Here is a 23,298-nt window from a genome sequence, read left to right on the forward strand (position 1 = left end):
CAGCCATGATGCGCATCACCAACTCGCAGATCACCTCGCTGATGCACAACTCGATGAACACCAGTTCTGCCGAGTTGGGCAAGCTGATGCAGCAGATGGCTACCAGCAAGCGCATCCTGCTGCCCTCTGACGACCCCATCGCCAGCGTGCGGGTGCTGCGCGTACAGCGTGAAGAGGCGAGCCTGGAACAGTTCCGCAAGAACATCGCCAACGTCTCCGGCAGCCTGTCGACCCAGGAAGCCAACCTCAAGTCCACCTCCGACGCCATGCTCAGCGTGCGCGACCTGCTGCTGTGGGCGGCCAACGGCTCCAACACCAGCGAAGACCTGGCCGCCATGGCCGGTGAGCTGTCGATCATCGAGGACACCATCTTCAGCTTCGCCAACGTGCGTGACGAGGAGGGGCGCTACCTGTTCTCCGGCACCCTCAGCGATACCCCGGCGCTGAGCTTCGATGCGGCGACTCAGACCTACGGCGTCACCGGCAACGACAAGCATCGTCAGGCTGCCGTCGCCAACGGCGTGCTGGTCGACGAGAACGTCACTGCGGCCAGCGTCTTCGGCGCCGGGGCGGGCATGCTCAACGAACTGCGCGGCCTGATCAACACCCTGCAGGACCCGGCGCTGGATGCCAGCGACCCAGCGGTGCGCCAGCAGATCGTCGATGCGCTGGCGGCCCTGGACGATACCCATGGCCGCGTACTCGGCTCGATCACCGAACTGGGTGGCCGGCAGAACGCCCTGACCCTGCTGACCGACAGCAACGAAGACGTCTCGCTGGTCAACCAGAAGATCGAAGGCGAGCTGTCGCAGCTGGACTATGCCGGCGCCACCATTGCCCTGAACAACTACCAGCTGGCGCTTGGCGCGACGCAGAAGACCTATCTGAAGATCAACCAGATGTCGTTGTTCAGCCTGCTGTAAGGAGCCTGCTGTGATCAAGGTCGATAAACAGCTTCCGGTCGTCACCGCGCTCGATCCGCAGGCCCGCCGTCCGGTACAGGGCGAGCAGCCCGTGCAGCGCCAGCGCAAGCAGTTGCCCGCTGAACCGGCGTCACAGCCGCGTGGCAAGAGTGCTACTTTCAATCTGCAGCTCAACCAGCAGTTGACCTCGATGCAGGCGGCCGACAGTTACCTCGGCGAGCTGGCCGGGCGACTCGGCCAGCTCAAGCTCAGCCTCAGCCGCGAGCTGAGCAATGCCCAGGCCGGTGAGCGCGACGGCATCAAGCGCGAGCTGGACCAGGTACGCAAGCTGCTCGCCGAACGCAGCCAGCGCTCCGGCGAAGCGCTGGATGCCAGCTTCAAGTTGCGCCTCAGCGAGCCGGTGCGCAGCCGCTTCAGTCTGCAAGGGCTGGACTCCATCGCCGCGGTGCAGCAGGCCGGCAAGGAAACCCTGTTGTTCAGTGCCGGGCGCAAGCTGGCCGAGCCGCTGGCGGTGGTGCTGGACGAGGGCCTGAGCGAGCAACAGATTCTCCGTCGTTTCAACGCGGGGCTCGGTCCGGCCGGCATCCGCGCCGAAATCGATCACGGCGGGGCGCTGAAATTCAGCGCCCGCGAGAGCGAATGGCAGCAGCTCAAGGGCGAGCTGCGCGTGCAGGGCGAAGGCAAGCTGGCGAGTCAGGCCCAGGCGAGCGTGGTCAGCCACGAGGAGCAGATGTTGCGCCTGCCCGACGCGGCGCGCCTGGATGGTGCCCGCGAACTGCGCCGGGCGCTGGACGAAGTGGTGGCGGCGCTGGACCGGATCGGCACGCTGCGTGAGCAACTCAGCCACCGTCAGGAAGAGATTCGCGACTTTCTCGCCCGTCATGCCGATCACAACGAGCGTGAGTGGGCCAAGGAGTTTGCCGGTGAAGTGTTCAGCCTGATGCGTCGCAGCCCCAGCAGCTACGCGGCGGTGACTCAGACCGTGGTCGCCCAGGCCAATATCAGCCGCTCCAGCGTGGTCAGTCTGCTGTCCTGATCGGTGGTTCCAGGTTTTCCTCTCCTCAGCCGTCGGTCGCCCTCCCCCTTTTTTGGCGACTGACGGCTTTTTTAATCCCCAAGCGGATGGCCGCCGAGCGCAGGCGTTCTGGCTGCATGGTTATTGGCCTTCAGGGAAAGGGCATCGGGACCTGATGCCAGTCAGCTGATTTGACCATTGGTCCGCTTTTTGACCGGTCGCACAGAATGATGGCCTTTTAACAGCTATTATCGCACCCTCTCCGCAGTGTATGGGCCCGACGCCCGTCGTATCTGCCCTCTCGCATTCCAATAAAAACCCCGCATTCAAAGGGTTCAACCCGTTCCGGTGGCTTGTGCTTCCGGTGCATTGCCTCGTTCCCGAATTTTGGAGTACCGACGTGTTGAAGAAGTACCTGACTCTCCTCCTGCTTGCCTGTACCGCGCTGGTCAGCGTGCCCAGCCTGGCGCAGTTGAGCGATTCCGAAGCCATGAACATGACGGGCCTGCAGCGTTCGCTGACCCAGCGCATGGCCAAGAACTACCTGATGATCGGCGCCGATGTACGCGTCGATGCTGCCCAGCGCCAGCTGCAGGAAACCATCCAGCGTTTCGATGACAGCCACAAAGCGCTGACCGCTTACGCGCCGACTGCCGAGATCAAGGCTGCGCTGGCCAGGATCGATGGCACCTGGGCCGCCTACCGTCAGCAGCTGGAAGCCAAGCCGGAGCAGGCCAAGGCCGCCCAGATGCTCGCGACCAGTGAGGAACTGCTGCAGCAGACGCAGACCGTCAGTGACCTGATGGGCAAGCACCTGGGTGCCATGGGCGCATCGGTGCACCGTACCGGCTGGGCGCGCGTGCAGACTCAGCGTATCGCCATGCTCTACATGGCCAAGTCCTGGAATATTCAGGCGCCAGACCTGGACGCCAAGCTGGACACCGCCGTGAGTGACTTCGAGACTATTCTCAAGGAGCTGGAAGCTCGCGGCGCACCGAGCGAAGAAATCGCTGCGACCCAGCGTCGTGTGCGGGCGAACTGGGGCTTCACCCTCAAGGGTATCGACCTGCACGCCAGTCAGGGTTTCGTCGGGACTGCAATCACCATCAGCACCGATTCGTTGTTCCGTCATCTGAACGAACTGACCCGCCTCTACGCGGGCCTGCAGGCCAAAGAAGCCTGAGTGCCTGTCGACCTGCAACGGCGCCTGGTAGCGCCTGTTGCAGGTCGTTGGCAGAGCACGGTCAGCGTCGGTTGACCGTCTGCGCCGCGCGCAGCACATCGCTGCCAATCTTGCCCTCATATTCCTGCCACAGCGGCTGCATCGCCGCACGCCACGCCGCGCGTTGTTCGCTGTTGAGGCTGACGACCTGATTGCCGGCTGCGACCAGACGCTGGCGATCACGGGCATTGAGCGCTTCGGCCTCGAGGTTCACTGCCAGGGTGACCTCATCGATGATCGCCTCCAACTGCACCCGCACCTGATAGGGAATGCTGATCCAGAAGCTGGAGTTGCTCACCAGCATGTAGCTCAGCACGCCATGGTCGGTTTCGGTGACATAGGGCTGCAGCGCGCCGAGCTCCTGGCTGACGATGTTGGACCAGGGATTCTCCGCCCCCTGTACCCGGCCGGCCTGCAGCGCTGCCTGGGTCTCTGCAAAAGGCAGGCGCAGGCTGCTGGCGCCGACGCGGGCGAACTGCTGCTCGAGAATCGCCGAGGGCTGGATGCGGAAGGTCAGGCCTGCGGCGTCGGCCGGGGTGTGCAGTGCGCGAGTGGCCGAGAGCTGCTTCATGCCGTTGTTCCAGTAGGCCAGGCCGTAGATGTTGTGGTTGGCCATCGAGCGCAACAGTTCGCGGCTCTTCTCACGTTTCTGGAAGCGCTTGACCGCCTCCAGGTCGTCGAACAGGAAGGGCAGGTCGAACACCTGCAACTGAGTGGTGTACTGCTCGAACTTCGACAGCGACGGCGCCAGCAGCTGCACCTTGTTGTCACGCAGTGCCTGCAGCTCGTCGGCGTCGCCGAACAGCGTGGAGTCCGGGTACACCTCCACCTGCACCTTGCCGGCCAGGCGCTCGTCCACCAATTTCTTGAACAGCAGGGCGCCCTTGCCCTTTGGGGTGTCCTCGGCCACCACGTGGGAGAACTTGATCAGGATCGGTTCGGCCAGTACCGGCGCGGAACACAGCAGGGCGGCGAAAGCAGCCGCCAGAGAGGTCTTGAACATCGACACACCTTTTTACGGAAAACGCAGAGCCGAGGCCGGCGCCGAGAGTGGCGGGCCTGGGTACGGATCGGGATGGCTTGCAAGATTCGACCTGACGAAGGATGTCGGCCTAGCCTCGTTGGGGACTACCGGGTCGATGCCCGGTTATTGTTGGCATGCTGCCCGTGACCGTGCGGTCAATGGCAGGGGGCGGCATTCTTGCGGATGGGGATTGCCGGCACAAGGCTGGTTTCATGAACCGGCGCGCATTCCGGGGAATTGCTCGGTGACGGTCTGGCTCGGGCGTCGACGCACGGGGCTACTGCCCGACCTTGAGCGATCGTTAACCTGGGCGTAACGATTGCGCTGGCTGCTTGATTGATGACTCAGGGGTCACGCTCCTAAGGTGCCTCCACGACAGCGGAACTCGTGGAGTCTTCAATGACAACAACAATATCCCCACCGCCGCAGTGGTCGCGTCGTCGTGCTGAAAAAGCCCGGCGACTCGATCAGGTGCGCAACCTTGCCGATGGCGTGGTCCTGCCCAGCGACCAGATTGTCGCGGCCCTTGAGGCGCTGATCGCCCCCGGTGATCGCGTGGTGCTCGAAGGCAACAACCAGAAGCAGGCGGATTTTCTTTCCCGCTCGCTGGCCCAGGCCGACCCCGGCCGCCTGCACGACCTGCACATGATCATGCCCAGCGTCAGCCGCGCCGAGCACCTCGATCTGTTCGAGCGCGGCATCGCCCGCAAGCTCGACTTCTCCTTCGCCGGGCCGCAGAGCCTGCGCATCGGCCAACTGCTCGAAGACGGGCAGATGGAAGTCGGCGCCATCCATACCTACATCGAGCTGTACTCGCGCCTGCTGGTGGATCTGATTCCCAATGTCGCGCTGGTCGCCGGCTTTCAGGCCGACCGCCACGGCAACATCTACACCGGGCCGAGCACCGAAGACACCCCGGCGCTGGTCGAGCCCACGGCGTTCAGTGACGGCATCGTGATCTTCCAGGTCAATGAGATCGTCGACGAGCTGCCGCGGGTGGACATTCCCGCGTCCTGGGTCGACTTCGTGGTGGTGGCCGACAAGCCGTTCTATATCGAGCCGCTGTTCACCCGCGACCCACGTCATATCAAGCCGGTGCACGTGCTGATGGCGATGATGGCGATCCGTGGCATCTACGAGAAACACAAGGTGCAGTCGCTCAACCATGGCATCGGTTTCAACACCGCCGCCATCGAGCTGATTCTGCCCACCTACGGCGAGTCGCTGGGCCTGAAAGGCAAGATCTGCCGCAACTGGACGCTCAACCCACACCCGACGCTGATCCCGGCCATCGAGACCGGCTGGGTCGAGAGCGTGCACTGCTTCGGCACCGAGCTGGGCATGGAGGGCTATATCGCCCAGCGCCCGGACGTGTTCTTCACCGGCCGCGACGGCTCGATGCGTTCCAATCGCATGATGTGCCAGCTGGCCGGGCAGTACGCGGTCGACCTGTTTATCGGCGCCACCCTGCAGGTCGATGGTGACGGCCATTCCTCCACCGTCACTCGTGGCCGCCTGGCAGGTTTCGGCGGGGCGCCGAACATGGGCCACGACCCGCGCGGTCGTCGGCACCCGACCCCGGCCTGGCTGGACATGGCCATGCCGGGTGGTGAAGCGCCGGTGACCCTGCTCGAACGCGGCAAGAAGCTGGTGGTGCAGATGGTCGAGACCTTCCAGGAAGGCGGCAAGCCCACCTTCGTCGAACAGCTCGACGCGGTGGGCATGGCGAAGAAGGTCGGCATGCCCCTGGCCCCGGTGATGATCTACGGCGACGACGTCACTCACCTGCTTACCGAGGAAGGCATCGCCTACCTGTACAAGGCACGCTCGCTGGAAGAGCGCCAGGCGATGATCGCCGCGGTCGCCGGCGTCACCGCCATCGGCCTGCGCCACGACCCGAAAGACACCGCACGCATGCGCCGTGAAGGTCTGATCGCCCTGCCCGAAGACCTCGGCATCCGCCGTACCGATGCCAGCCGCGAACTGCTTGCGGCCAAGAGCATCGCCGAGCTGGTCGACTGGTCAGGCGGCCTGTACAACCCGCCCGCCAAGTTCAGGAGCTGGTGATGAATGCACTGACTGCAATTCAGCCGCAGCTTTCGCTCGGCGACTGGCTGGCGGACCTGGCTGTCGACGCGCTGATCGACGAGGCCGACCTGTCGCCCAAACCGGGGCTGGTGGATCGTCGTGGCAGCGGCGCTCATACGGATTTGCACCTGGGCCTGATGCACGCCTCGGCGCTGGCCCTGTGGCCGAGTTTCAAGGCCATGGCCGAGGCCGCGCAGCAACGCGGCGAGATCGACCTGCACCTGCGTGAAGAGGTGGGCCGCATAGGCCGTGAAGGCGAGGTGGAAATGCTGCGCGTCACCGGCGGCGTCAACACCCATCGCGGGGCGATTTGGGCGCTAGGGCTGCTCAGCGCCGCTGCGGCGCTGGACGTCAGCGCGCTGGCTCCGGCCCAGGTCGCCCTGCGCGCGGCGCGCCTGGCCCTGCTCGATGACCGCGCCGCGCCTGTCACCGGCGATAGCCATGGCGCTCAAGTCTGTCGCCTTTACGGCGTGCATGGCGCGCGCGAGGAAGCGCAGCTTGGCTTCCCCGCAGTGATCCAGCAGGCGCTGCCACAACTGGCGCGCAGCCGCGTCGCCGGGGTAGGGGAGCAGAACGCCCGCCTGGATGCGCTGCTGGCGATCATGACCCAGCTGGCTGATACCTGCGTGCTGTACCGCGCCGGTATGGCCGGGCTAGTCAGCATGCAGAGCGGCGCCCGTGCGGTGCTCGCCGCCGGTGGTTGCGCCAGCCTCGATGGCCGTCGCCGTCTGCGTGATCTCGAACGCGACATGCTGCGCCTGCGCGCTTCGCCTGGCGGCGCTGCCGATCTGCTCGCCGCCACCCTGTTCCTCGACCGCCTGCAGCATGGCCTGCCGGCGCAGCTTGGGAGTCTGTGAAATGGAAACCCTGTCTTTTCAATTCCCCGCCGGGCAACCGGCCAAGGGCCGCGCGCTGGTGGGCTGCGTCGGTTCCGGCGATCTGGAAGTGCTGCTCGAACCCGGTCAGGCCGGCACCCTGGCGATCGAAGTGGTGACCTCGGTCAACGGCAGCGCGCCGCGCTGGCAATTGCTGTTCGAGCGCATGTTCCGCGAGCAGCAGCTGCCGGCGCTGAATATCGCCATTCATGATTTCGGCGCCACGCCTGGCGTGGTGCGCCTGCGCCTGGAACAGGGCCTGGAGGAACTCAACCATGGCTGATCAGAACATTGCGCGCCTGTTGGCGCAGCGCAGCTTTACCGAACTCGGTGCCCGCGAGCGCGCTCGCGCATTGCTCGATGCCGGCAGCTTCCGCGAATTGCTTGACCCCTTTGCCCGGCTGATGTCGCCCTGGCTGCCCAAACAGGGCATCGTGCCCCAGGCCGATGACGGCGTGGTGGTGGCCAAGGGTCTGATCGACGGCCAGCCTGCGGTGGTCATCGCCATCGAAGGTGCCTTCCAGGGCGGCAGCCTCGGCGAAGTGGGCGGGGCGAAGATTGCCGGCGCCCTGGAGTTGGCCGCCGAAGACAACCGCAAGGGCACGCCGACCCGCGCCGTGCTGCTGCTGGAAACCGGCGGCGTGCGCCTGCAGGAAGCCAACCTGGGCCTGGCGGCCATCGCCGAGATCCAGGCCGCCATCGTCGAGCTGCGTGAATTTCAGCCGGTTATCGGCCTGGTCGCCGGGCCGGTCGGCTGCTTCGGCGGCATGTCCATCGCCGCCGGGCTGTGCAGCTACCTGCTGGTGACCCGCGAAGCGCGCTTGGGCCTCAACGGTCCGCAGGTGATCGAGCAGGAAGCCGGCCTGGACGAATACGACTCGCGCGACCGCCCCTTTATCTGGAGCCTGACCGGCGGCGAGCAGCGCCACGCCAGCGGCCTGGTCGACGGCTACGTGGCCGACGATGTGGAGGCGATTCGCCGCGAGCTGCACGGGTTGTTCGCCCAGGGCAAGCCGGCCCAGGAGCGCAGCCGTCGCCACGCCTGGTTCCTGCAGCGTCTGCGCGACGTCGACACCTCGGTCCAGGCCGATGCCGCTGCCGTGCGCAGCGCCTACCAGGGAGCATGAACATGACAACTGCACAGGAACAACGCGGCCTGCACTGGTTCCAGGCGCTGGCCGGCGATGGCCAGCCGCTGAGCGGGCTACCTGTCTCGCTGCGCGTGGCCGATGGTGAGCTGGCGGGCCAGGCGGTGCGCTACCTCGCGGTGATCGCTGACGCCAACAATCCCTTCCCCCGCGCCCGCAATGGCGAGGTCGGTCTGCTCGAAGGCTGGGGCCTGGCCCAGGCCTTGGACGAAGCCATCGAGGCGGATCGCAACAACCCGCACAAGCGCGCGCTGATCGCCATCGTCGATGTGCCGAGCCAGGCCTATGGCCGCCGCGAGGAAGCCTATGGCATCCACCAGGCGCTGGCCGGAGCGGTAGACGCTTATGCCCGTGCCCGCCTGGCCGGGCATGCGGTGATCGGTTTGCTGGTCGGCAAGGCGATGTCCGGCGCCTTTCTCGCCCATGGCTACCAGGCCAATCGCCTGATCGCCCTGCGCGACGCCGGGGTGATGGTGCACGCCATGGGCAAGGCCGCCGCCGCGCGCATCACCCTGCGCAGCGTCGACGAGCTGGAAGCGCTGGCCGCCAGCGTGCCGCCGATGGCCTATGACCTGGACAACTACGCCTCGCTCGGCTTGCTGGCGGAGGTGATCGATGTGCAGCAGGCCGCGCAGCCGACGGCCGCCGACCTGGCCCGCGTGCAAGACGCCCTGAGCCGCGCCCTGGACGATATCGCCGACAGTCCGCGCGATCTGCGCAACCGCCTGGGCGCCGCCAACCGTGCGGCTTCCACGCAGGTGCGCGAGGCCTTGCGCGCGCAGTGGTGAACATGGAGCGCCGCCGTAGGGTGCGCCGTGCGCACCACAGCGGTATCTGCTGATAGCCCCGGTGCGCTCGGCGCACCCTACAGAGGAAGCATCGATGCACCCGACACCCCGTCCACATGATCTGCTCTGGGGCCTGCGCCCTGAGCAGCTGCCGCAGGAGGCGCCAGTCTGGGCTCGCGCCGCCCTGGGCGGGCATGTGCCAGTGGTGGTGCGGCGGGCGTCGGCCGAATCCGGCTGGGTCGCGGTGGGCGTGCGTGGCGCTGCGCGTGAGCAGCGTTATGCCGCCTGGATGCGCCTGAGTGATATCAGCCGGCTGGTCAGCCCTCAGGCGGTGGCCAGGGCTGGACGCTGGCGTAACCACCCTCAGCCGCATTGGCCGGCGCTACGTGCCCTTTGCCTAGTTGCGCCATGCCTCGACGAGCTGGGCTTGGCATGGGGCGTGACTGGCAGCCTGGGCTTCGAGCTGGCCAGCGGCATCGCCGCCGCGCATGCGGACAGCGACCTAGACCTGCTGCTGCGCGCGCCTGAAGCTGTTTCTCGAGCCGAAGCGCGGACATTGTGCATGCTGCTGGATCAAGCGCCGGGGCGCATCGACCTGCAACTGGAAACCCCGCACGGCGCCGTAGCGCTACGTGAATGGGCCGGCGAGACGCCACGCGTGTTGCTGAAAACCCAGAATGGCCCGCTGCTGGTCGGCGACCCCTGGCAATTGCAGCGGGTGGCGGCATGAGCACGTTGTGGGCCTTCCCCGGCCAGGGCGCGCAGCAGCCCGGCATGCTCCAGGCGCTGCCTGATGCGCCGCTGGTGCAGGCTTGCCTGGAGCAGGCCAGCGCGGCACTGGGCGAAGACGTGTGCCTGCTGGATTCGAACGAGGCCCTGCAAAGCACCCGCGCCGTGCAGCTCTGCCTGCTGATCGCCGGCGTGGCTGCCGCACGTCTGCTGATCGAACGCGGGCACCGGCCCGACTACGTCGCCGGCCTGTCCATCGGCGCCTATGCCGCCGCCGTGGTGGGCGGTGCGCTGGACTTCGCCGATGCCGTGCGCCTGGTCGCCCTGCGCGGCGAGCTGATGCAGCGCGCCTACCCCAGCGGCTATGGCATGACCGCCATCCTTGGCCTCGACCTGGCCAGCATCGAGCGTTTGCTGGTTGAAGCCGATGGCCCGGTGTACCTGGCCAATATCAATGCCGAGACGCAACTGGTGATCGCCGGCAGTGATGCCGCCATGGCGACGGTCGCCGAACGCGCTCGCGGCCTCGGTGCCGGTGCGGTCAAGCGCCTGGCCATGAGCGTGCCGTCGCACTGCGAACTGCTCGATGAGCCCGCCCGCGAGCTGGCCGCCGCTTTCGCCAAAGTCGAACTGCGCGCGCCACAGATGCGCTACCTGAGCAGTAGCTCGGCGCGCCTGATCCGTGATCCCGAAACCCTGCGCGACGACCTGGCCTGCAACATGAGCCGCGTCGTCGACTGGCAGGCCACGCTGGTCACCGCCTATGAGCGCGGTGTGCGCCTGCATCTGGAACTGCCTCCAGGCAGCGTGCTGAGTGGTCTCGCTCGCCGCGTATTCGCCCCCGGCCAGGCCATCGCCTTCGCCGGGGCGCGTCTGGATACACTCGACGCCATGTTGCGTCAGGAGGTAAGCCGCGACCGCTGAGCCGTAGCGTTTACCGAAGCACAAGAACAACAACTTCGATACGAAACGAGGACAACAACAATGATTATCTACGGTGTCGCCTTTCTGGCGTTCTGCACCCTGGCAGGCATCTTCATCGGAGAGCTGCTGGGCAAACTCATCGGCGTACCCGCCAACGTCGGCGGTGTCGGCATCGCCATGATGCTGCTGATCTTCCTGGGCAGTTACCTGAACAAGCGCGGCCTGTTCACCGGCAAGTCGGAACAGGGCGTGGAGTTCTGGAGTGCCATCTATATCCCCATCGTGGTTGCCATGGCTGCCCAGCAGAACGTCTACGGCGCCCTCAGCGGCGGCCCCATGGCGATTCTTGCCGGTACTGCCGCTGTCGCCGTGGCCTTCGCCCTGGTGCCGGTACTGAGTCGTGTCGGACAAAAGAAGTCCGATAGCGAAACAGCCTCCTCCCTGACCAAAGCGCCGCGGTGACTGCCATGTACGAATCTTTGATGAAAGTCATCTCCGGCTACGGGATGCTCAGCGGTTTCGCCATTATCGGCATCACCATGTGGGTGTCGTACTGGATCTCCGACAAGCTCACCAAGGGTCGCCTGCACGGCTCGGCCATCGCCATCCTGCTCGGGCTGCTGCTGTCCTATATCGGCGGTCTCTATACCGGCGGGCAGAAGGGCCTGGTGGACATCCCGCTGTTCGCCGGGATCGGCCTGCTGGGCGGCGCCATGTTGCGTGACTTCGCCATCGTCGCCACCGGCTTCGGCGTCAGTGTCGAAGAGCTCAAGCGCGCCGGTTTCGCCGGGGTGCTGGCACTGTTCGTCGGCGTGTTCGCCTCCTTCGTGGCGGGTGTCGGGGTAGCCATGGCCTTCGGCTATACCGACGTGGTTAGTCTCACCACCATCGGTACCGGCGCGGTGACCTATATCGTCGGCCCGGTGACCGGCGCGGCGATTGGCGCCAGTTCCGACGTGATGGCGCTGTCGATTGCTGCCGGCCTGATCAAGGCGATTCTGGTGATGGTCGCCACGCCCTTCGTCGCGCCCTATATCGGCCTGAACAACCCGCGCAGCGCGGTGATCTTCGGCGGCCTGATGGGCACTTCCAGCGGTGTCGCCGGCGGCCTGGCGGCGACCGATCCGAAGCTGGTGCCCTACGGCTGCCTGACTGCCGCTTTCTACACTGCGCTGGGCTGCCTGCTTGGCCCATCGTTGCTCTACTTTCTGATGCGAGGCCTGCTGGGCTGACCTTTGCCCGCCGTCATGGCGGGCTTTTTTCACTGCCCCCGCGACCATGTAGGAGCCCGCTTGCGGGCGATGCTCTTGCCCTGATCGCCGGCAAGCCGGCTCCTGCATCCGTGCCACATCTAGGCAGGCAAGTTCACTCTTGGTGGTGTGGTAATGCCCCTACGACTGCCGGCTATACATGCGGCATTCGGCGAGCAACGCCAGCAGGTTCGGGTCGCGCTCCTTGGCCTTGAGAAACACCACGCCGATATGCTGCTGCAGGTGGTACTTGGCCTGCAGCGGAATCAGTTTCACCCGGTTCTCGTACACCGCCGCCACCCGGCCCGGCAGCAGGGCATAGCCGACGCCGGAGCTGACCATGCTGAGCAGGGTGAAGATGTCCTTCACCTGCATCGCCACCTTGGGCTCGAAGCCGGCCTGTTGAAACACCCGCTCGCCGTCGCGGAAGGTGGCGTAGCCCTGGGTCAGGGTGATGAAGGTGTCGTTGCGCAGATCGGCCAGATCCACCTCGGCCTGCCCTGCGAAGGGCGAATCGTTGGGCGCGGCGAGGAAGATGTCGTCGGAGAACAGCGCCAGTTGCTCGCAGTCCGGGTCGCTGACGCTGTCGTCGAGGGCGATGAGGATGGCATCCAGTTCCATGTTCTTCAGCTTGTACAGCAGGTCGACGTTGGAGCCGAGCACCAGATCGATGTTCAGCTCGCTGCGCCGCAGCTTCAGGCCCATGATCAGCTGCGGCACGGTCTTCACCGTCAGCGAATAGAGCGAGCCGAGCTTGAAACGCTCGGCACCGAAGCCCGCCGCCTCGCGGGTCAGGCGCACCATTTCCTGGGCGTCGTGAATCAGCTTCTGGGCTTTCTCTTCCAGCACGTAGGCGCTTTCCAGCGGGATCAGGTTGCGCCCCTCGTGCTTGAACAGCGGGCAGCGCAGGGCGTTCTCCAGCGAATGGATGGCGCGGTGCACGCTGACATTGCTGGTCTGCAGCTCGCTGGCGGCACGCGCCAGGTTGCCGCTGCGCATGAAGGCGAGAAAGACCTCCAGCTTCTTCAGAGTCAGTTCTTCATCGATCAGCATCGGCCTGTCCTTTTCCTGCGATGGCTGATTGTGCCGTATCCGCATGGGCGAGCGGCGATGCGTCGCTGCGACTTTGGTTGCAGGTCTCGCGTATCGGTAAATGTCTGGAATGCCCGCCCCTTTGTCAGTTAAACAGTGTTGATGTGATGGGGTGGCAGGACTACCGTACGAACATCTGCGAGCCGATCCCGTGCCAGCTTCCATCCCCAGGAGAACCGTCATGAACGACTTCACCTCGTTGCCCGCGACGTCGGGCCTGAAGGCCCTGCAAGCGCTGATTCGCGGCGACCTGCCGGCGCCCTCCATCGGCGAGACCATGGGCATTCGCGCGGTGCAGGTGGAGGCGGGCAGCATCGTTCTGGAAGGGCGCCCGGACCAGCGTCACCTCAATCCGGCCGGCGCCGTGCATGGCGGGTTCGCCGCTACCTGTCTGGACGGCGCTGCCGCGTTGGCGCTGTTCTCCACCCTGGAGGTGGACGTGCCGCACTCGACGGTGGATCTCAACGTCAAGTACGTACGTCCGTTGCGTCCGGGCGATACCTACCAGGTGCGCGGCTGGATGGTCGAACGCACCCGCAGCCTGGCGATCTGCGACGCGCAGATCGACGATGCACAGGGCAAGCTGTGCGCCAAGGCCACCACCACTTTCGTCATCGGAGTGGCCAAGGCATGAAGGAACTCATCGTTCAGGGCCCCGGCCAACTGGCTTGGGTCGAGGCGCCCGAGCCACTGCTCGCCAGCCCGGTCAGTGCGCTGGTCAGGCCCATCGCCTCGGCTTCCTGCGACCTGGATCGGCGCCTGATCGCCGGCACTACGCCGTTCAAGCCACCTTTCGCGCTGGGCCACGAATGCGTGGCCGAGGTACTCGAAGTAGGCTCGGCGGTGCAGAGCGTACGCCGCGGTGATCTGGTGTCGGTGCCCTGGAAGATTGCCTGTGGCACCTGTGCCCAGTGCCTGGCCGGGCGCTCCAGCGCCTGCACGGCGGTACCGCGCATGGCCGCCTACGGTGTGCCGGCCGGGGGGCATTGGGGCGGGCTGTTCTCCGAGCTGGTGCAGGTGCCGTTCGCCGACGCGATGCTGGTGCCCCTGCCGGCAGGGCTCGACCCCGTGGCCGTCTCCAGCGCCAGCGACAACCTCACCGATGCCTGGGTCGCCGCCAGTCGACCGCTGGCCACGCGGCGGGACGCCCGCGTGCTGGTGGTCGGCGGTACGGAAAGCCTCGGCGTGCTTGCCGTGCAGATGGCGCGGGCTGCCGGGGCGGGCAGCGTGGATTACCTCGACGAGCATCCATTGCGCCAGCAGCTCGCCGCGCGCAGTGGTGCCGGTGTCGATCTGGGTGGGCGCGATCTCGATCGCAGCTATGACCTGGTGATCTCCGCCACTCGCGATCATCAGGCGCTGCGGCGCGGTCTGCTGGCGCTGGCGCCCGGCGGGCATTGCTCATGCATCGGCATCATCTTCGACGATCCGAAGATTCCGCTGTTCGACATGTACCTGCGTGACGTCACCTTCTCGGTCGGTGCCTGCAGCGTGCAGCAGCATATCCCCAAGGTGCTCGATCTGGTGCACAGCGGCCGTTGCGACCCGCTGCTGGTCAATCCGCAGGTGGTGGGGTGGGAGGAGGCGCCGCAGGCGCTGATTCAGCCGCTGACCAAATGTATCGTGGTGCGCGAGCGCATCACCTGATGCCTTCAGTTGAGCTGTTCGGCCAGTGCCTGCATCACCCGCCGCCAGGCCTCCTGGCCATCGCTGTCGGTACTGGCCAGAGCATCGCGCAGCGTGCGGCGCTCCAGTTCGGTGGCCTCGGCCTCCAGCGCCGTGCCGGCATCGCTCAGGGCCAGCAGCTTGAAGCGATGCCGGCCCGCTTCGCGGCTGTACTGCACCAGCTGTTGATCGAACAGGTGCGACAGCGGGCGGTGCAGCGCCTGGTTGCTCACTCCCAGCGTGGCGGCCAGTTCGCCGATGCTGATTGCCTCGCTGCGGGCGATCACATACAGAATGCGATGATGGACGCGGGAAAGACCGTGGGTTTCGAGAAAGCGGTCTGCCGCCACCGTCAGGCCGCGGAAGCCGAAATGCAGTAGTTCGAGGCCGTGGTCGAGTGGATCCAGCGACTTGAGGTTCACGGACGCGGTATTGATCTTTTTCTCGATGACCATGGGATATTCGCGCTGGATTGAAGTGACGCACAGCCTAAGAGCCTGCTCAAAGTCTCGCGAGCTAGAGCAATGCAAGGCAAAAGCAGGCGAGGAAGCGGAGTTTACAGGTGTAAATGAGCATTCCGAGCCTGTTTTTAACGCAGCAGTGCCGACGCGCAGCAGACTTTGAACATGCTCTAAGGCCTGCACCAGCCTCCTCACAACACGACACAGGAACACGCGCATGCAACTGATCTACGCCGCTGCCTCACCCTTCGCCCGCAAGGTCCGCGTGCTCGCCCATGAAGCCGGGCTGCTGGAGCGAATCGAACTGCTCGATACCGCGGTGCTGCCGACCACCCTCAACGAGAAGGTCAACGCGCGCAATCCACTGGGAAAGATTCCGGTGCTGCTGACCGATGACGGTGAGGCGTTGTACGACAGCCGGGTGATCTGCGAATACCTCGACACCCTCCATCAGGGGCGTAGGGTACTGCCGGAGGGCGCCGCGCGCTGGCAGGTGCTACGCCTGGCCGCCCTTGCCGACGGTCTGATGGACGCGGCCTTGCTGGCTCGCTACGAGCGCGGCGTGCGTCCGGCCGAGCTGCAATGGTCGGCCTGGCTGGATGGGCAACTGGGAAAGGTGCAGCGAGCGCTGGCGGAACTGGAGCGCCAGGTCGGGCAGTTGCAGGGGCCACTCGATCTGGCGCAGATCGGCGTTGCCTGTGCGCTGGGCTATCTGGATTTCCGCTTCGCCGACATCGACTGGCGCGTCAGTCACCCTGGTTTGGCTGCATTCCAGCAGGCTTTCGCCCAGCGGGACTCCATGCGGTCCAGCGCGCCGGTGTGAGTGTTTCGCGCTGGTGTGGCGGGTTTCATGCGCTGGCCAGCCTGGCATTTGTATTGGATGAAATCGCGTCGCATCTTTGACGTAATATGTTCTGTTTGCGACATCATTGTGCCATTATTCAGGCGTTTCTAATGGCTGAATTTGACGTTTAATTGACGATTAATCTGTATTTCTCCGTCCATCTGCTTTTGTGATCAAAAAATTGACATCAAATCGATTGAACTGATTCAATGCCGACACATATAAGCGTCACGATTGTGCTCCAGGTCCAGGGCTCGACTAGAGTTTCAGTACGTGACAGGGGGACGCCTCGCCAGAGGTTTCTGTGAGATGTAGGCGTGCAAGCGCTTTCCAGTTCAGTGGGTTGATCAGTTGAAATTCTCAAAGGGAATAGCCGGGCTTTTCAGCCTGGCCGTTGCGTTTTTCGCTAGTACAGCATTTGCCCAGCCCTCCAGTGTGGCTTTCTGGTACGCCGACGAGCCGCCATTACCCGAGCTTTCGCAGTTCGATTGGGTGGTTGTTGAGCCTGGGCATGTCTCCGCTTCCGACCTCGCTTATCTCAAGGCCCAGGGCCGCACCGTGTTCGCGTACCTGTCGGTAGGTGAATACGACGGTGATCTCGTCGCAGCCGGGCTGAAGGGCGCTGCCAGTGCCATCAGAAACAGTGCCTGGAATAGCCAGGTCATGGATCTCGAGGCATCCACCTGGCGCGACTATCTTCTTGACCGAGCCAGTGCTCTGAAACGGCAAGGCTATGACGGCGTTTTTCTCGATACGCTGGACAGCTTCCATCTTCAACCCAAAGCCGTTCAGGAGCCGCAGCGCCTGGCCCTGAAGAGTCTTCTGCAGCAGATGCATCGTCGCGAGCCCGAGCTCAAGCTGTTCTTCAATCGGGGCTTCGATGTTCTGCCTGAGCTGCCGGGCGTGGCTTCTGCCGTAGCCGTAGAGTCCCTTTACGCTGGGTGGGACGCTGCAGGTGGCGGTTATCGCCGGGTGCCTCAGCGTGATCGCGACTGGTTGCTGCCGCACCTCGATGCCGTCCGGTCAAAAGGCATTCCGGTCGTGGCAATCGAATACCTGCCCCCAGAGCAGCGCGAGGAGTCTCGCGAGCTTGCGGCTCGCCTGGTTCGTGAGGGCTTTATTCCCTACATTACTTCGCCTGCACTGAATGCGCTGGGGATGAGCTCCATCGAGGTCCAGCCACGTCGTATCGGTTTGGTCTACGACCCACGGGAAGGCGAGGTCGAGGACAACCCGGGGCATATCTATCTTGGCGGGCTGCTTGAGTACCTGGGCTATCGCGTCGACTACTGGCCTGCGGACGCATCGCTGCCGCAGCGCTCGCTCAAGGGACTGTATGCCGGCGTCGTGGTATGGATGACCAGTGGCGCCCCGGAAAAGCGCGATATCTTCGAGGATTGGCTGAACAAGCGGCTCGATGAACAGGTTCCGCTGGCGTTCTTTTCCGGCCTGCCGCTGGACAACGACAGCCTGCTCAGTCGTCTTGGCATTCGCACCCTGTCGCAGCCAATTAGCGATGACGCGGTACTGGAGTCGCATGATGCGGCGCTGATCGGCGGGTTTGAGGCGCCCATGCGCTTGCGTACCCGAGAGTTGCCAGCGCTGACGGTTACCGACCCGGAAGTCACTCAGGCAGCCGTGGTGCTACGCGGTGGCGATAAGCGCTATGTGCCGGTTGCGACGGGCAGCTGGGGCGGTTTTGCGCTGACGCCCTATGTGTTCGAAGAGGGAATGGATCACCGTCGCTGGATCGTCGACCCGTTCGCTTTCCTTCAGCGCGCCTTTGCCTTGCCCCCCATACCAAGACCTGACACCACGACTGAAAACGGTCGGCGTATCGCCACCGTGCACCTGGATGGCGACGGTTTCGTTTCGCGGGCTGAGGTGACCGGTACGCCTTACTCCGGCATTCAGGTACTGGACGATTTCATCACCCCCTATCCGTTGCTGACTTCGGTTTCGGTCATCGAAGGCGAGGTCGGTCCCAAGGGCATGTATCCACACCTGGCTCGCGAGCTGGAGCCGATTGCCCGCAAGATCTTTGCCGATCCCAAGGTCGAAGTCGCCAGCCACACCTACAGTCACCCGTTCTTCTGGCAGCCCGAGAAGTCGTCCCAACGTGAGGACTTCGAGGCGCAGTACGGCTACATGATGGCCATTCCGGGCTACAAGACGCTGGACATGCAGCGCGAGGTCGTTGGCGCGCGCGATTACATCAATCAGCGCCTGACCACGCCTGAGAAGCCGGTGAAGATGATCTTCTGGTCGGGTGATGCCATGCCCAGTGCCGAGACGCTCAAGCTGGCGTATGACAGCGGTCTGCCCAACGTCAACGGCGGCAACACGGTTCTGACCAATGCGTACCCTTCTCTGACCGGCCTCTATCCATTGATTCGTCCGACCTCCGGGGGCCTGCACTTCTACGCGCCGGTGATCAACGAGAACGTCTATACGAACCTGTGGACGGGCCCCTACTACGGCTTCCGTGGTGTGCAGGAAACATTCGCGCTGACGGATAGCCCGCGACGGCTGCGTGGCTTTCACCTGTATTACCACTTCTATTCGGGGACCAAGCAGGCCTCCATTCGCGTGATGAAGCAGACCTATCAGGCCATGGTCGACAGCCAGCCGCTGTCGCTGTGGATGAGCGATTACATCCAGCGGGTAGAGGGCCTTTACCGAGCGAGTCTGGCCAAGCGTAGCGATGGCGCTTGGTTGGTGAGGGGGCTCGTGGGTATGCGTACGCTGCGTCTCGACCCGGCTTTGGGCTGGCCCGATCTGTCGCGCTCCGAAGGCGTCGCGGGCGTGCGAGACCTGCCTCAGGGCCGTTACGTGCATCTCAGCGGGGCGGAGGCTGTGTTGGTGCTGCGCGAAACGCGTGATCCACGCCCGTCTCTGGAAGAGGCCAACATCCCGCTGACTGCCTGGCGATACAGCGATGATGGAAATGTCACGTTTTCGTTCGAGGGAGAGTTCCCACTGACGTTCAGTGTGCGTTCGAACAAGGCGTGTCAGGTACAGGTGGGTGGGAGTCGCTTTCAGGCGAAGGCTGACAATGGTATCTGGCACTTCGAGTTGCCAATGAAGCGGGTGAGAGATGGAAAGCTTATCTGCAACCAGTAAACGCGAGCGCCAGACGCGCCTGCTCAACCCATGGATGATCGTGCTTGTCGCGCTCTTCGTGATTGCGCTGCTGGCTCTTTCCTATAAGAGTGAGGACGTATTTCTCCCCTCTGCCGACTCCGCCCCTGACGCTGTTGCCATCAGCTATACCGAGTTGCTGATCAAGGCACACCCTGAAGATGACCAGCTGCGGTTGAGATTGATCGATCAGTTGATTCAGGTCGGTGACTTCAAGCGTGCCCGTGAGTACCTCGAACAGCTGCAAGGCCGCCTTTCGACCGTTACGCCATTCTATGTCGTGATGCTGGATATCCTCCGGGCCCAGGCCGATCCAGCAGGGATCAGCGAGGCGCAGCGTGCGCAGTTGATCGATGAGTTGCGCACGCTGCACGTTGCTGACCTGGATAACTCCATGCTGGAGCGTACGGCGCGTTACGCACTGGAGATCGGTGGTCTGGATGTTGCCGTTGCGTCCTACAGGGAACTCGCTGAGCGTGATGCTGCACGGCGCACTCACTGGCTTGGCGAGGCCGCCCTGTGGAGTCTGGCTAACAATGACCAAAGTGGGGCTGCGCAACTCTACGTGCAGTTGGCTGAGGCGGAGCCGGATGCGCAAAAGCGTGTCGAGCACTTGCGTGAAGCATTCAACGCACTGCGTGCCGCCAACCACTCCGTACAGGCTGCGGAACTGCTGGCTCAGCATCTAGGTGAGTTGAATGCCGAGCAGGAGTCGCTGGATTGGCTGGCCGAAGGCGTGGACGCTGCTCAGGCGGGGCAGCGCTTCGATCTTGCCGACATCTTCATCCAGCACTGGTTGAGTCTGAAATCCGATGATCATCGGGCACTCAATGCCGACTTCCGCCTCAGCCTGGCATCCGGCGCCATTGATCGCGCATGGCAGCTCGGACCGCAGCTGCTGGCGCAGGCACCCGATGATTTCGAGTTGATGGCTGAACTGGCACGCCTGGCAGAATGGACCGGGCATACGCAGCAGGCATTGAACTATTGGGTGCAGATGCTGGCTCATCAGGAAGACCCGGCAATGCGTGAGCGTGTCTGGCGCTACGCATTGCAGCTGTTCGATTTCGATCAGGTGGTCAGTACGCTCTCGGCCATCGACCGTCAGCGACAGATGACGGATCTGGAGGTGGACACGCTGGTATACAGCCATGAAGTCCGCGGTACCCCTGAAGACGCGGAGTCCTGGCTGCGAGCTTACCTGCAGCGCTATCCCAATCATCTGTTTGCCCGCAAGCGCCTGCGCATGCTGCTGGAGAACACCCAGCAGCTCGATAAGGAAGCCGAGCTTTGGACCAGCATGGCTGAGCGCACGAGCCTGACCACGAAAGACCGTATCCGCTGGGCCAAGGTGCATTGGAACCTCTTTCAGCCGGAGCGGGCGTGGGCAGTATTGAGCGCTGCGGATGCGAGCGCGGCGGATGATCCGGAATACTGGCAATTGCGCGCTGACCTTGCCTGGAAGCTCGAGCGTGATGCCGATGTCCGCGAGGCATACGAGCGCCTGGTCGCTCTCGACGTGCCGCTGGGCAGGGACGATGAAGATCGTCTGATACGGATCTACTGGGACCAGGAGCCGCGTCGTGCCCTGCAGATTCTCGTCGATAGCTGGAGGCGTACCGGCAGCTTGGCGCGGCTGACCGTTGCATTGCAGCTGGCCGAAAACTTGCGTGACTGGGATACGCTCAGAACGCTGCTGGCTGAAGCGGAGCAGTCGTCGGCGGGCCGTGATAGTTCGCACTACTGGCTCGCCCGTGCAGCGCTCGCAGCCCAGGACGGACAATACGATCAGGCCAACGAGTTCTACAAGCAGGCCCTGGCTCAGTTCCCGGAAGACAACCTGGTACGTCAGCGCATTCTCTGGTTCTACATCGACAATGCTCAGCGTGATGTGCTCGCAGCGCTGCTGCCGCAATGGCGCTCACGGGCCGTCGCTGACAGTCGTTTGTGGCTGCCCTATGCGACCGGCCACATGATGCTCAACAACACACGTGAGGCCTTGCTCTGGTTCCGGCAGCACCTCAAGTCCAATCCAGGCGATCGCCTGGCGCTGGCTGCTTACGCCGATGCCGCCGAGGCTGCGGGTTATGCCGACCTGGCCTGGCGCCTGCGTCGTCAATTGCTCAAGGACATGGACCGTACGCGGGTCATCGCGACGCCGGAAGGGTATGCCATGTACCTGCGCCTGCTCGCCGGTAGCCAGGGCTCGCTGGTTTCGCTGGCGCAGGCCAGGCAGTTGTGGAACGGCGAGCAGGCGACGCTGCAACTCTGGTTCGAACATTTCCTCGAGCGGCTGGACGCCGGCAACCAGGCGGCGCTCAAGGACGACTGGCTGGCGTGGGGGGCTGCGCGTGGCCTTGAGCCAGGCAACTACGATCAGATTCAGCAGGCGCTACGCAGCGATAACCGCGAGCAGATGCAGCGTCTTCTCCAGCACGGCGGCCTGGACGTGGCGCATCAGGTCGAGGTTCTTGCGCGTCTTGGGCATGACGGCGAGGCATTGGCCACCGCGCTCAACGCCCAGGGTGACGAGCAGCCAGCGTCCATTCGCCAGCAATTGCTCTATCAGGCCACCGGCATGCTGGAGCGCTCACCGCAGGGCATCCAGCTGGGTTGGCACAAGATGGACTTCGGCGACCTGGATATCTCCGGGCCTCGTTTGCGCGTCGCGCGCAATCTGGGCGACGACTGGTATGCCGATCTGCAGCTCGATCAAATGCGTTATGACAGCGCCAACCTGGACAGCGCGGTGCTGGGTAATGAGCGCAATCTCAAGCTGCATACCCGTCGAGAACTCTCCGATGGCGACCTCAGCCTGTACCTCGACAGCAGTCTGCGCGATGACGATGATCGTCATGGCCTGGGGCTTGAGCGGACCTGGCGCCTGAGTTCGCGAGACGAATTGGGTCTCGCCGTGGATTGGCACAGGCAAGCCGAAGACACCGGGCTATTGCGCGCCCTGGGTATGCGTGACGGCCTGGGCCTGAGAGGTCAGCACGGCTTTTCCGCGCGTGACCAGCTGAGCTGGTCGATCACTCACAGCCGCTACAGTTCGAGAGGCGGCGATGCGCTCGGCACGGGCAATGGCGTATCCGTCGAGTGGGGGCACATGCTGTTCTTCGACGATCCCTCCTGGCTGCTGCGCACCGGGCTCGATTACCAGAAGAACAGCGTCGAGAGCGAAATTCCCCGTGAGCTTCTGAGCGCGAACGGAGGCGCTTACATACCCTTCGATACCACCCCGGGGGCGACGATTCTGGGCGAGGAGCTCATGCAGGATCGCTATGGTCAGGTGTATGTCGCCAGCACCTGGCGTCGCGGCTTCCCCGGTGCGTTGAATCGGACGCGACCGCAGTTCACCTGGATGGTCGATACCATTGCCGGCTGGCAGTGGACGGAAAAGCAGTTCAACTACGGCATCAGCGTGGGTGTTGGCGTCGAGTTGTTCGGTGATGACGAGTTGGCTATGACCCTTGGCTATCAATCCGCTCCCCGTGGTGGAGAAGGTGATGCCGGCGGGTCCATGGGTATTACCTACAGCACCCGCTTTGGGCGCTAAGCAAGGATTCTCAAAGGAGGAATGACGATGCAAATCATCCGTTGCCTGACCCTGGCGGTCATTGCAGCACTCGCTACCGGGTGCTCGAGCTTCACCCGCGAAAGTGGTCAGACACTGCCGCGTGACGCCTCCTGGGGCGTGGCGCCGCTGGTCAACTATGCCCAGACTCCGCAGGCCGGTGAGCGTGCCGAGCAGATCCTGATCAGCATTCTGGCTGAGGAGGGCGTACGTCCGCTCATGTATCCCCAGCCGCCACGGCAGGACCTGCTGCTGCAGGACGATCGCGAGCGCCAGATCCAGGCACTCGACTGGGCGCGCCAGCAGCGCCTGGCTTATGTGATCACGGGCAGCGTCGAGGAGTGGCAGTACAAGAATGGCCTCGATGGTGAGCCCGCCGTAGGCCTCAGTCTGCAGGTGCTGGAGCCGGCCACCGGTCGCGTGGTCTGGAGCTCCAGTGGTGCTCGTGCGGGCTGGTCGCGCGAGAGTCTGGCGGGGGCAGCGCAGAAGGTGCTGCGTGAGCTGGTCGGCAACCTCGACTTCGAGTAATGAC

21 protein-coding genes are annotated in these 23,298 nt (G+C 64.2%); 18 read left to right on the forward strand and 3 right to left on the reverse strand.

Features of this window, described 5'->3' with window-relative positions; translation table 11 throughout:
• The first annotated feature begins 5 nt into the window (after nt 1-5).
• From flgL to BLR77_RS11095, 3 genes are all read left to right on the forward strand, one after another.
• Nucleotides 6-923: a flagellar hook-associated protein FlgL gene (gene flgL / locus BLR77_RS11085; protein ID WP_083366058.1), complete on the forward strand. Its 918-nt coding sequence runs from the start codon at nt 6-8 to the stop codon at nt 921-923.
• Between the two features lie 13 nt (nt 924-936).
• Nucleotides 937-1,959, forward strand: coding sequence for a hypothetical protein (locus tag BLR77_RS11090; RefSeq protein WP_074677942.1), 1,023 nt, complete (start codon nt 937-939; stop codon nt 1,957-1,959).
• Nucleotides 1,960-2,338: 379 nt separating this feature from the next.
• The gene (locus BLR77_RS11095) at nt 2,339-3,121 is read left to right on the forward strand and encodes a type IV pili methyl-accepting chemotaxis transducer N-terminal domain-containing protein (protein ID WP_074677703.1); all 783 of its coding nucleotides are present in this window, start codon (nt 2,339-2,341) and stop codon (nt 3,119-3,121) included.
• 61 nt (nt 3,122-3,182) lie between these two features.
• Here BLR77_RS11095 and BLR77_RS11100 read toward each other — a convergent pair whose 3' ends face one another.
• Complete coding sequence (locus tag BLR77_RS11100) at nt 3,183-4,163, reverse strand: DctP family TRAP transporter solute-binding subunit (protein ID WP_074677705.1); 981 nt, start codon at nt 4,161-4,163, stop codon at nt 3,183-3,185.
• 420 nt (nt 4,164-4,583) lie between these two features.
• Here BLR77_RS11100 and mdcA point away from each other — a divergent pair, with 420 nt between their 5' ends.
• The 9 genes from mdcA to madM all read left to right on the forward strand — a co-directional run bounded on the left by mdcA (nt 4,584) and on the right by madM (nt 11,968).
• Nucleotides 4,584-6,251 (forward strand): malonate decarboxylase subunit alpha, encoded by a 1,668-nt coding sequence (gene mdcA / locus BLR77_RS11105; RefSeq protein ID WP_074677707.1) that lies wholly within the window; start codon nt 4,584-4,586, stop codon nt 6,249-6,251.
• The gene (locus tag BLR77_RS11110; protein WP_074677709.1) at nt 6,251-7,129 is read left to right on the forward strand and encodes a triphosphoribosyl-dephospho-CoA synthase; all 879 of its coding nucleotides are present in this window, start codon (nt 6,251-6,253) and stop codon (nt 7,127-7,129) included. The genes mdcA and BLR77_RS11110 overlap by 1 nt, the downstream gene beginning before the upstream one ends.
• A 1-nt stretch (nt 7,130) precedes the next feature.
• Complete coding sequence (locus BLR77_RS11115) at nt 7,131-7,430, forward strand: malonate decarboxylase subunit delta (protein ID WP_072423620.1); 300 nt, start codon at nt 7,131-7,133, stop codon at nt 7,428-7,430.
• Entirely contained in the window at nt 7,423-8,274 is an 852-nt protein-coding gene (locus tag BLR77_RS11120; RefSeq protein ID WP_074677710.1) for a biotin-independent malonate decarboxylase subunit beta, read from the forward strand. The genes BLR77_RS11115 and BLR77_RS11120 overlap by 8 nt, the downstream gene beginning before the upstream one ends.
• 2 nt (nt 8,275-8,276) lie before the next feature.
• Nucleotides 8,277-9,083, forward strand: a complete 807-nt coding sequence (gene mdcE / locus BLR77_RS11125; RefSeq protein WP_074677712.1) for a biotin-independent malonate decarboxylase subunit gamma — start codon at nt 8,277-8,279, stop codon at nt 9,081-9,083.
• 94 nt (nt 9,084-9,177) lie between these two features.
• Nucleotides 9,178-9,813, forward strand: coding sequence for a malonate decarboxylase holo-ACP synthase (locus BLR77_RS11130; RefSeq protein ID WP_074677714.1), 636 nt, complete (start codon nt 9,178-9,180; stop codon nt 9,811-9,813).
• Nucleotides 9,810-10,736, forward strand: a complete 927-nt coding sequence (gene mdcH / locus BLR77_RS11135; protein WP_074677716.1) for a malonate decarboxylase subunit epsilon — start codon at nt 9,810-9,812, stop codon at nt 10,734-10,736. Before BLR77_RS11130 ends, mdcH begins: the two co-directional genes overlap by 4 nt.
• Before the next feature lie 60 nt (nt 10,737-10,796).
• Entirely contained in the window at nt 10,797-11,198 is a 402-nt protein-coding gene (gene madL / locus BLR77_RS11140; protein WP_074677718.1) for a malonate transporter subunit MadL, read from the forward strand.
• Nucleotides 11,199-11,203: 5 nt separating this feature from the next.
• Nucleotides 11,204-11,968 (forward strand): malonate transporter subunit MadM, encoded by a 765-nt coding sequence (gene madM, locus BLR77_RS11145; RefSeq protein ID WP_074677720.1) that lies wholly within the window; start codon nt 11,204-11,206, stop codon nt 11,966-11,968.
• A gap of 159 nt (nt 11,969-12,127) precedes the next feature.
• Here madM and BLR77_RS11150 read toward each other — a convergent pair whose 3' ends face one another.
• A complete protein-coding gene (locus tag BLR77_RS11150; RefSeq protein WP_074677722.1) occupies nt 12,128-13,039 on the reverse strand; it encodes a LysR family transcriptional regulator in 912 nt (303 codons plus the stop codon).
• Between the two features lie 220 nt (nt 13,040-13,259).
• On the opposite strand from BLR77_RS11150, the gene BLR77_RS11155 reads away from it, so the two are divergent.
• Nucleotides 13,260-13,712 carry a PaaI family thioesterase gene (locus BLR77_RS11155; RefSeq protein ID WP_074677724.1) on the forward strand — a complete coding sequence of 151 codons (453 nt, stop codon included), beginning with the start codon at nt 13,260-13,262 and terminating at the stop codon, nt 13,710-13,712.
• Nucleotides 13,709-14,725, forward strand: a complete 1,017-nt coding sequence (locus BLR77_RS11160) for a zinc-dependent alcohol dehydrogenase (protein ID WP_074677726.1) — start codon at nt 13,709-13,711, stop codon at nt 14,723-14,725. The genes BLR77_RS11155 and BLR77_RS11160 overlap by 4 nt, the downstream gene beginning before the upstream one ends.
• 5 nt (nt 14,726-14,730) lie before the next feature.
• On the opposite strand, the gene BLR77_RS11165 is transcribed toward BLR77_RS11160, so the two are convergent.
• A complete protein-coding gene (locus BLR77_RS11165; RefSeq protein WP_074677728.1) occupies nt 14,731-15,198 on the reverse strand; it encodes a MarR family winged helix-turn-helix transcriptional regulator in 468 nt (155 codons plus the stop codon).
• Nucleotides 15,199-15,421: 223 nt separating this feature from the next.
• On the opposite strand from BLR77_RS11165, the gene BLR77_RS11170 reads away from it, so the two are divergent.
• From BLR77_RS11170 to BLR77_RS11185, 4 genes are all read left to right on the forward strand, one after another.
• Nucleotides 15,422-16,027: a glutathione S-transferase gene (locus BLR77_RS11170; RefSeq protein WP_074677730.1), complete on the forward strand. Its 606-nt coding sequence runs from the start codon at nt 15,422-15,424 to the stop codon at nt 16,025-16,027.
• 372 nt (nt 16,028-16,399) lie between these two features.
• The gene (locus tag BLR77_RS11175; protein WP_083366060.1) at nt 16,400-19,171 is read left to right on the forward strand and encodes a bifunctional glycoside hydrolase/polysaccharide deacetylase family protein; all 2,772 of its coding nucleotides are present in this window, start codon (nt 16,400-16,402) and stop codon (nt 19,169-19,171) included.
• Nucleotides 19,146-22,748, forward strand: a complete 3,603-nt coding sequence (locus BLR77_RS11180) for a tetratricopeptide repeat protein (protein WP_074677732.1) — start codon at nt 19,146-19,148, stop codon at nt 22,746-22,748. The genes BLR77_RS11175 and BLR77_RS11180 overlap by 26 nt, the downstream gene beginning before the upstream one ends.
• Before the next feature lie 27 nt (nt 22,749-22,775).
• Nucleotides 22,776-23,294, forward strand: coding sequence for a penicillin-binding protein activator LpoB (locus BLR77_RS11185; protein WP_074677734.1), 519 nt, complete (start codon nt 22,776-22,778; stop codon nt 23,292-23,294).
• Nucleotides 23,295-23,298 lie beyond the last annotated feature (4 nt).

This window comes from Ectopseudomonas alcaliphila, from assembly GCF_900101755.1.
Lineage (GTDB): Bacteria > Pseudomonadota > Gammaproteobacteria > Pseudomonadales > Pseudomonadaceae > Aquipseudomonas > Aquipseudomonas alcaliphila.

What these genes read in the sequence shown, in the direction of transcription:
- flgL (WP_083366058.1), top strand. Translation starts at nt 6, where the DNA reads ATGATGCGCATCACCAACTCGCAGATCACCTCGCTGATGCACAACTCG.
- BLR77_RS11100 (WP_074677705.1), bottom strand. Translation starts at nt 4,163, where the DNA reads ATGTTCAAGACCTCTCTGGCGGCTGCTTTCGCCGCCCTGCTGTGTTCC.
- mdcA (WP_074677707.1), top strand. Translation starts at nt 4,584, where the DNA reads ATGACAACAACAATATCCCCACCGCCGCAGTGGTCGCGTCGTCGTGCT.
- BLR77_RS11110 (WP_074677709.1), top strand. Translation starts at nt 6,251, where the DNA reads ATGAATGCACTGACTGCAATTCAGCCGCAGCTTTCGCTCGGCGACTGG.
- BLR77_RS11115 (WP_072423620.1), top strand. Translation starts at nt 7,131, where the DNA reads ATGGAAACCCTGTCTTTTCAATTCCCCGCCGGGCAACCGGCCAAGGGC.
- BLR77_RS11120 (WP_074677710.1), top strand. Translation starts at nt 7,423, where the DNA reads ATGGCTGATCAGAACATTGCGCGCCTGTTGGCGCAGCGCAGCTTTACC.
- mdcE (WP_074677712.1), top strand. Translation starts at nt 8,277, where the DNA reads ATGACAACTGCACAGGAACAACGCGGCCTGCACTGGTTCCAGGCGCTG.
- BLR77_RS11130 (WP_074677714.1), top strand. Translation starts at nt 9,178, where the DNA reads ATGCACCCGACACCCCGTCCACATGATCTGCTCTGGGGCCTGCGCCCT.
- mdcH (WP_074677716.1), top strand. Translation starts at nt 9,810, where the DNA reads ATGAGCACGTTGTGGGCCTTCCCCGGCCAGGGCGCGCAGCAGCCCGGC.
- madL (WP_074677718.1), top strand. Translation starts at nt 10,797, where the DNA reads ATGATTATCTACGGTGTCGCCTTTCTGGCGTTCTGCACCCTGGCAGGC.
- madM (WP_074677720.1), top strand. Translation starts at nt 11,204, where the DNA reads ATGTACGAATCTTTGATGAAAGTCATCTCCGGCTACGGGATGCTCAGC.
- BLR77_RS11150 (WP_074677722.1), bottom strand. Translation starts at nt 13,039, where the DNA reads ATGCTGATCGATGAAGAACTGACTCTGAAGAAGCTGGAGGTCTTTCTC.
- BLR77_RS11155 (WP_074677724.1), top strand. Translation starts at nt 13,260, where the DNA reads ATGAACGACTTCACCTCGTTGCCCGCGACGTCGGGCCTGAAGGCCCTG.
- BLR77_RS11160 (WP_074677726.1), top strand. Translation starts at nt 13,709, where the DNA reads ATGAAGGAACTCATCGTTCAGGGCCCCGGCCAACTGGCTTGGGTCGAG.
- BLR77_RS11165 (WP_074677728.1), bottom strand. Translation starts at nt 15,198, where the DNA reads ATGGTCATCGAGAAAAAGATCAATACCGCGTCCGTGAACCTCAAGTCG.
- BLR77_RS11170 (WP_074677730.1), top strand. Translation starts at nt 15,422, where the DNA reads ATGCAACTGATCTACGCCGCTGCCTCACCCTTCGCCCGCAAGGTCCGC.
- BLR77_RS11180 (WP_074677732.1), top strand. Translation starts at nt 19,146, where the DNA reads ATGGAAAGCTTATCTGCAACCAGTAAACGCGAGCGCCAGACGCGCCTG.
- BLR77_RS11185 (WP_074677734.1), top strand. Translation starts at nt 22,776, where the DNA reads ATGCAAATCATCCGTTGCCTGACCCTGGCGGTCATTGCAGCACTCGCT.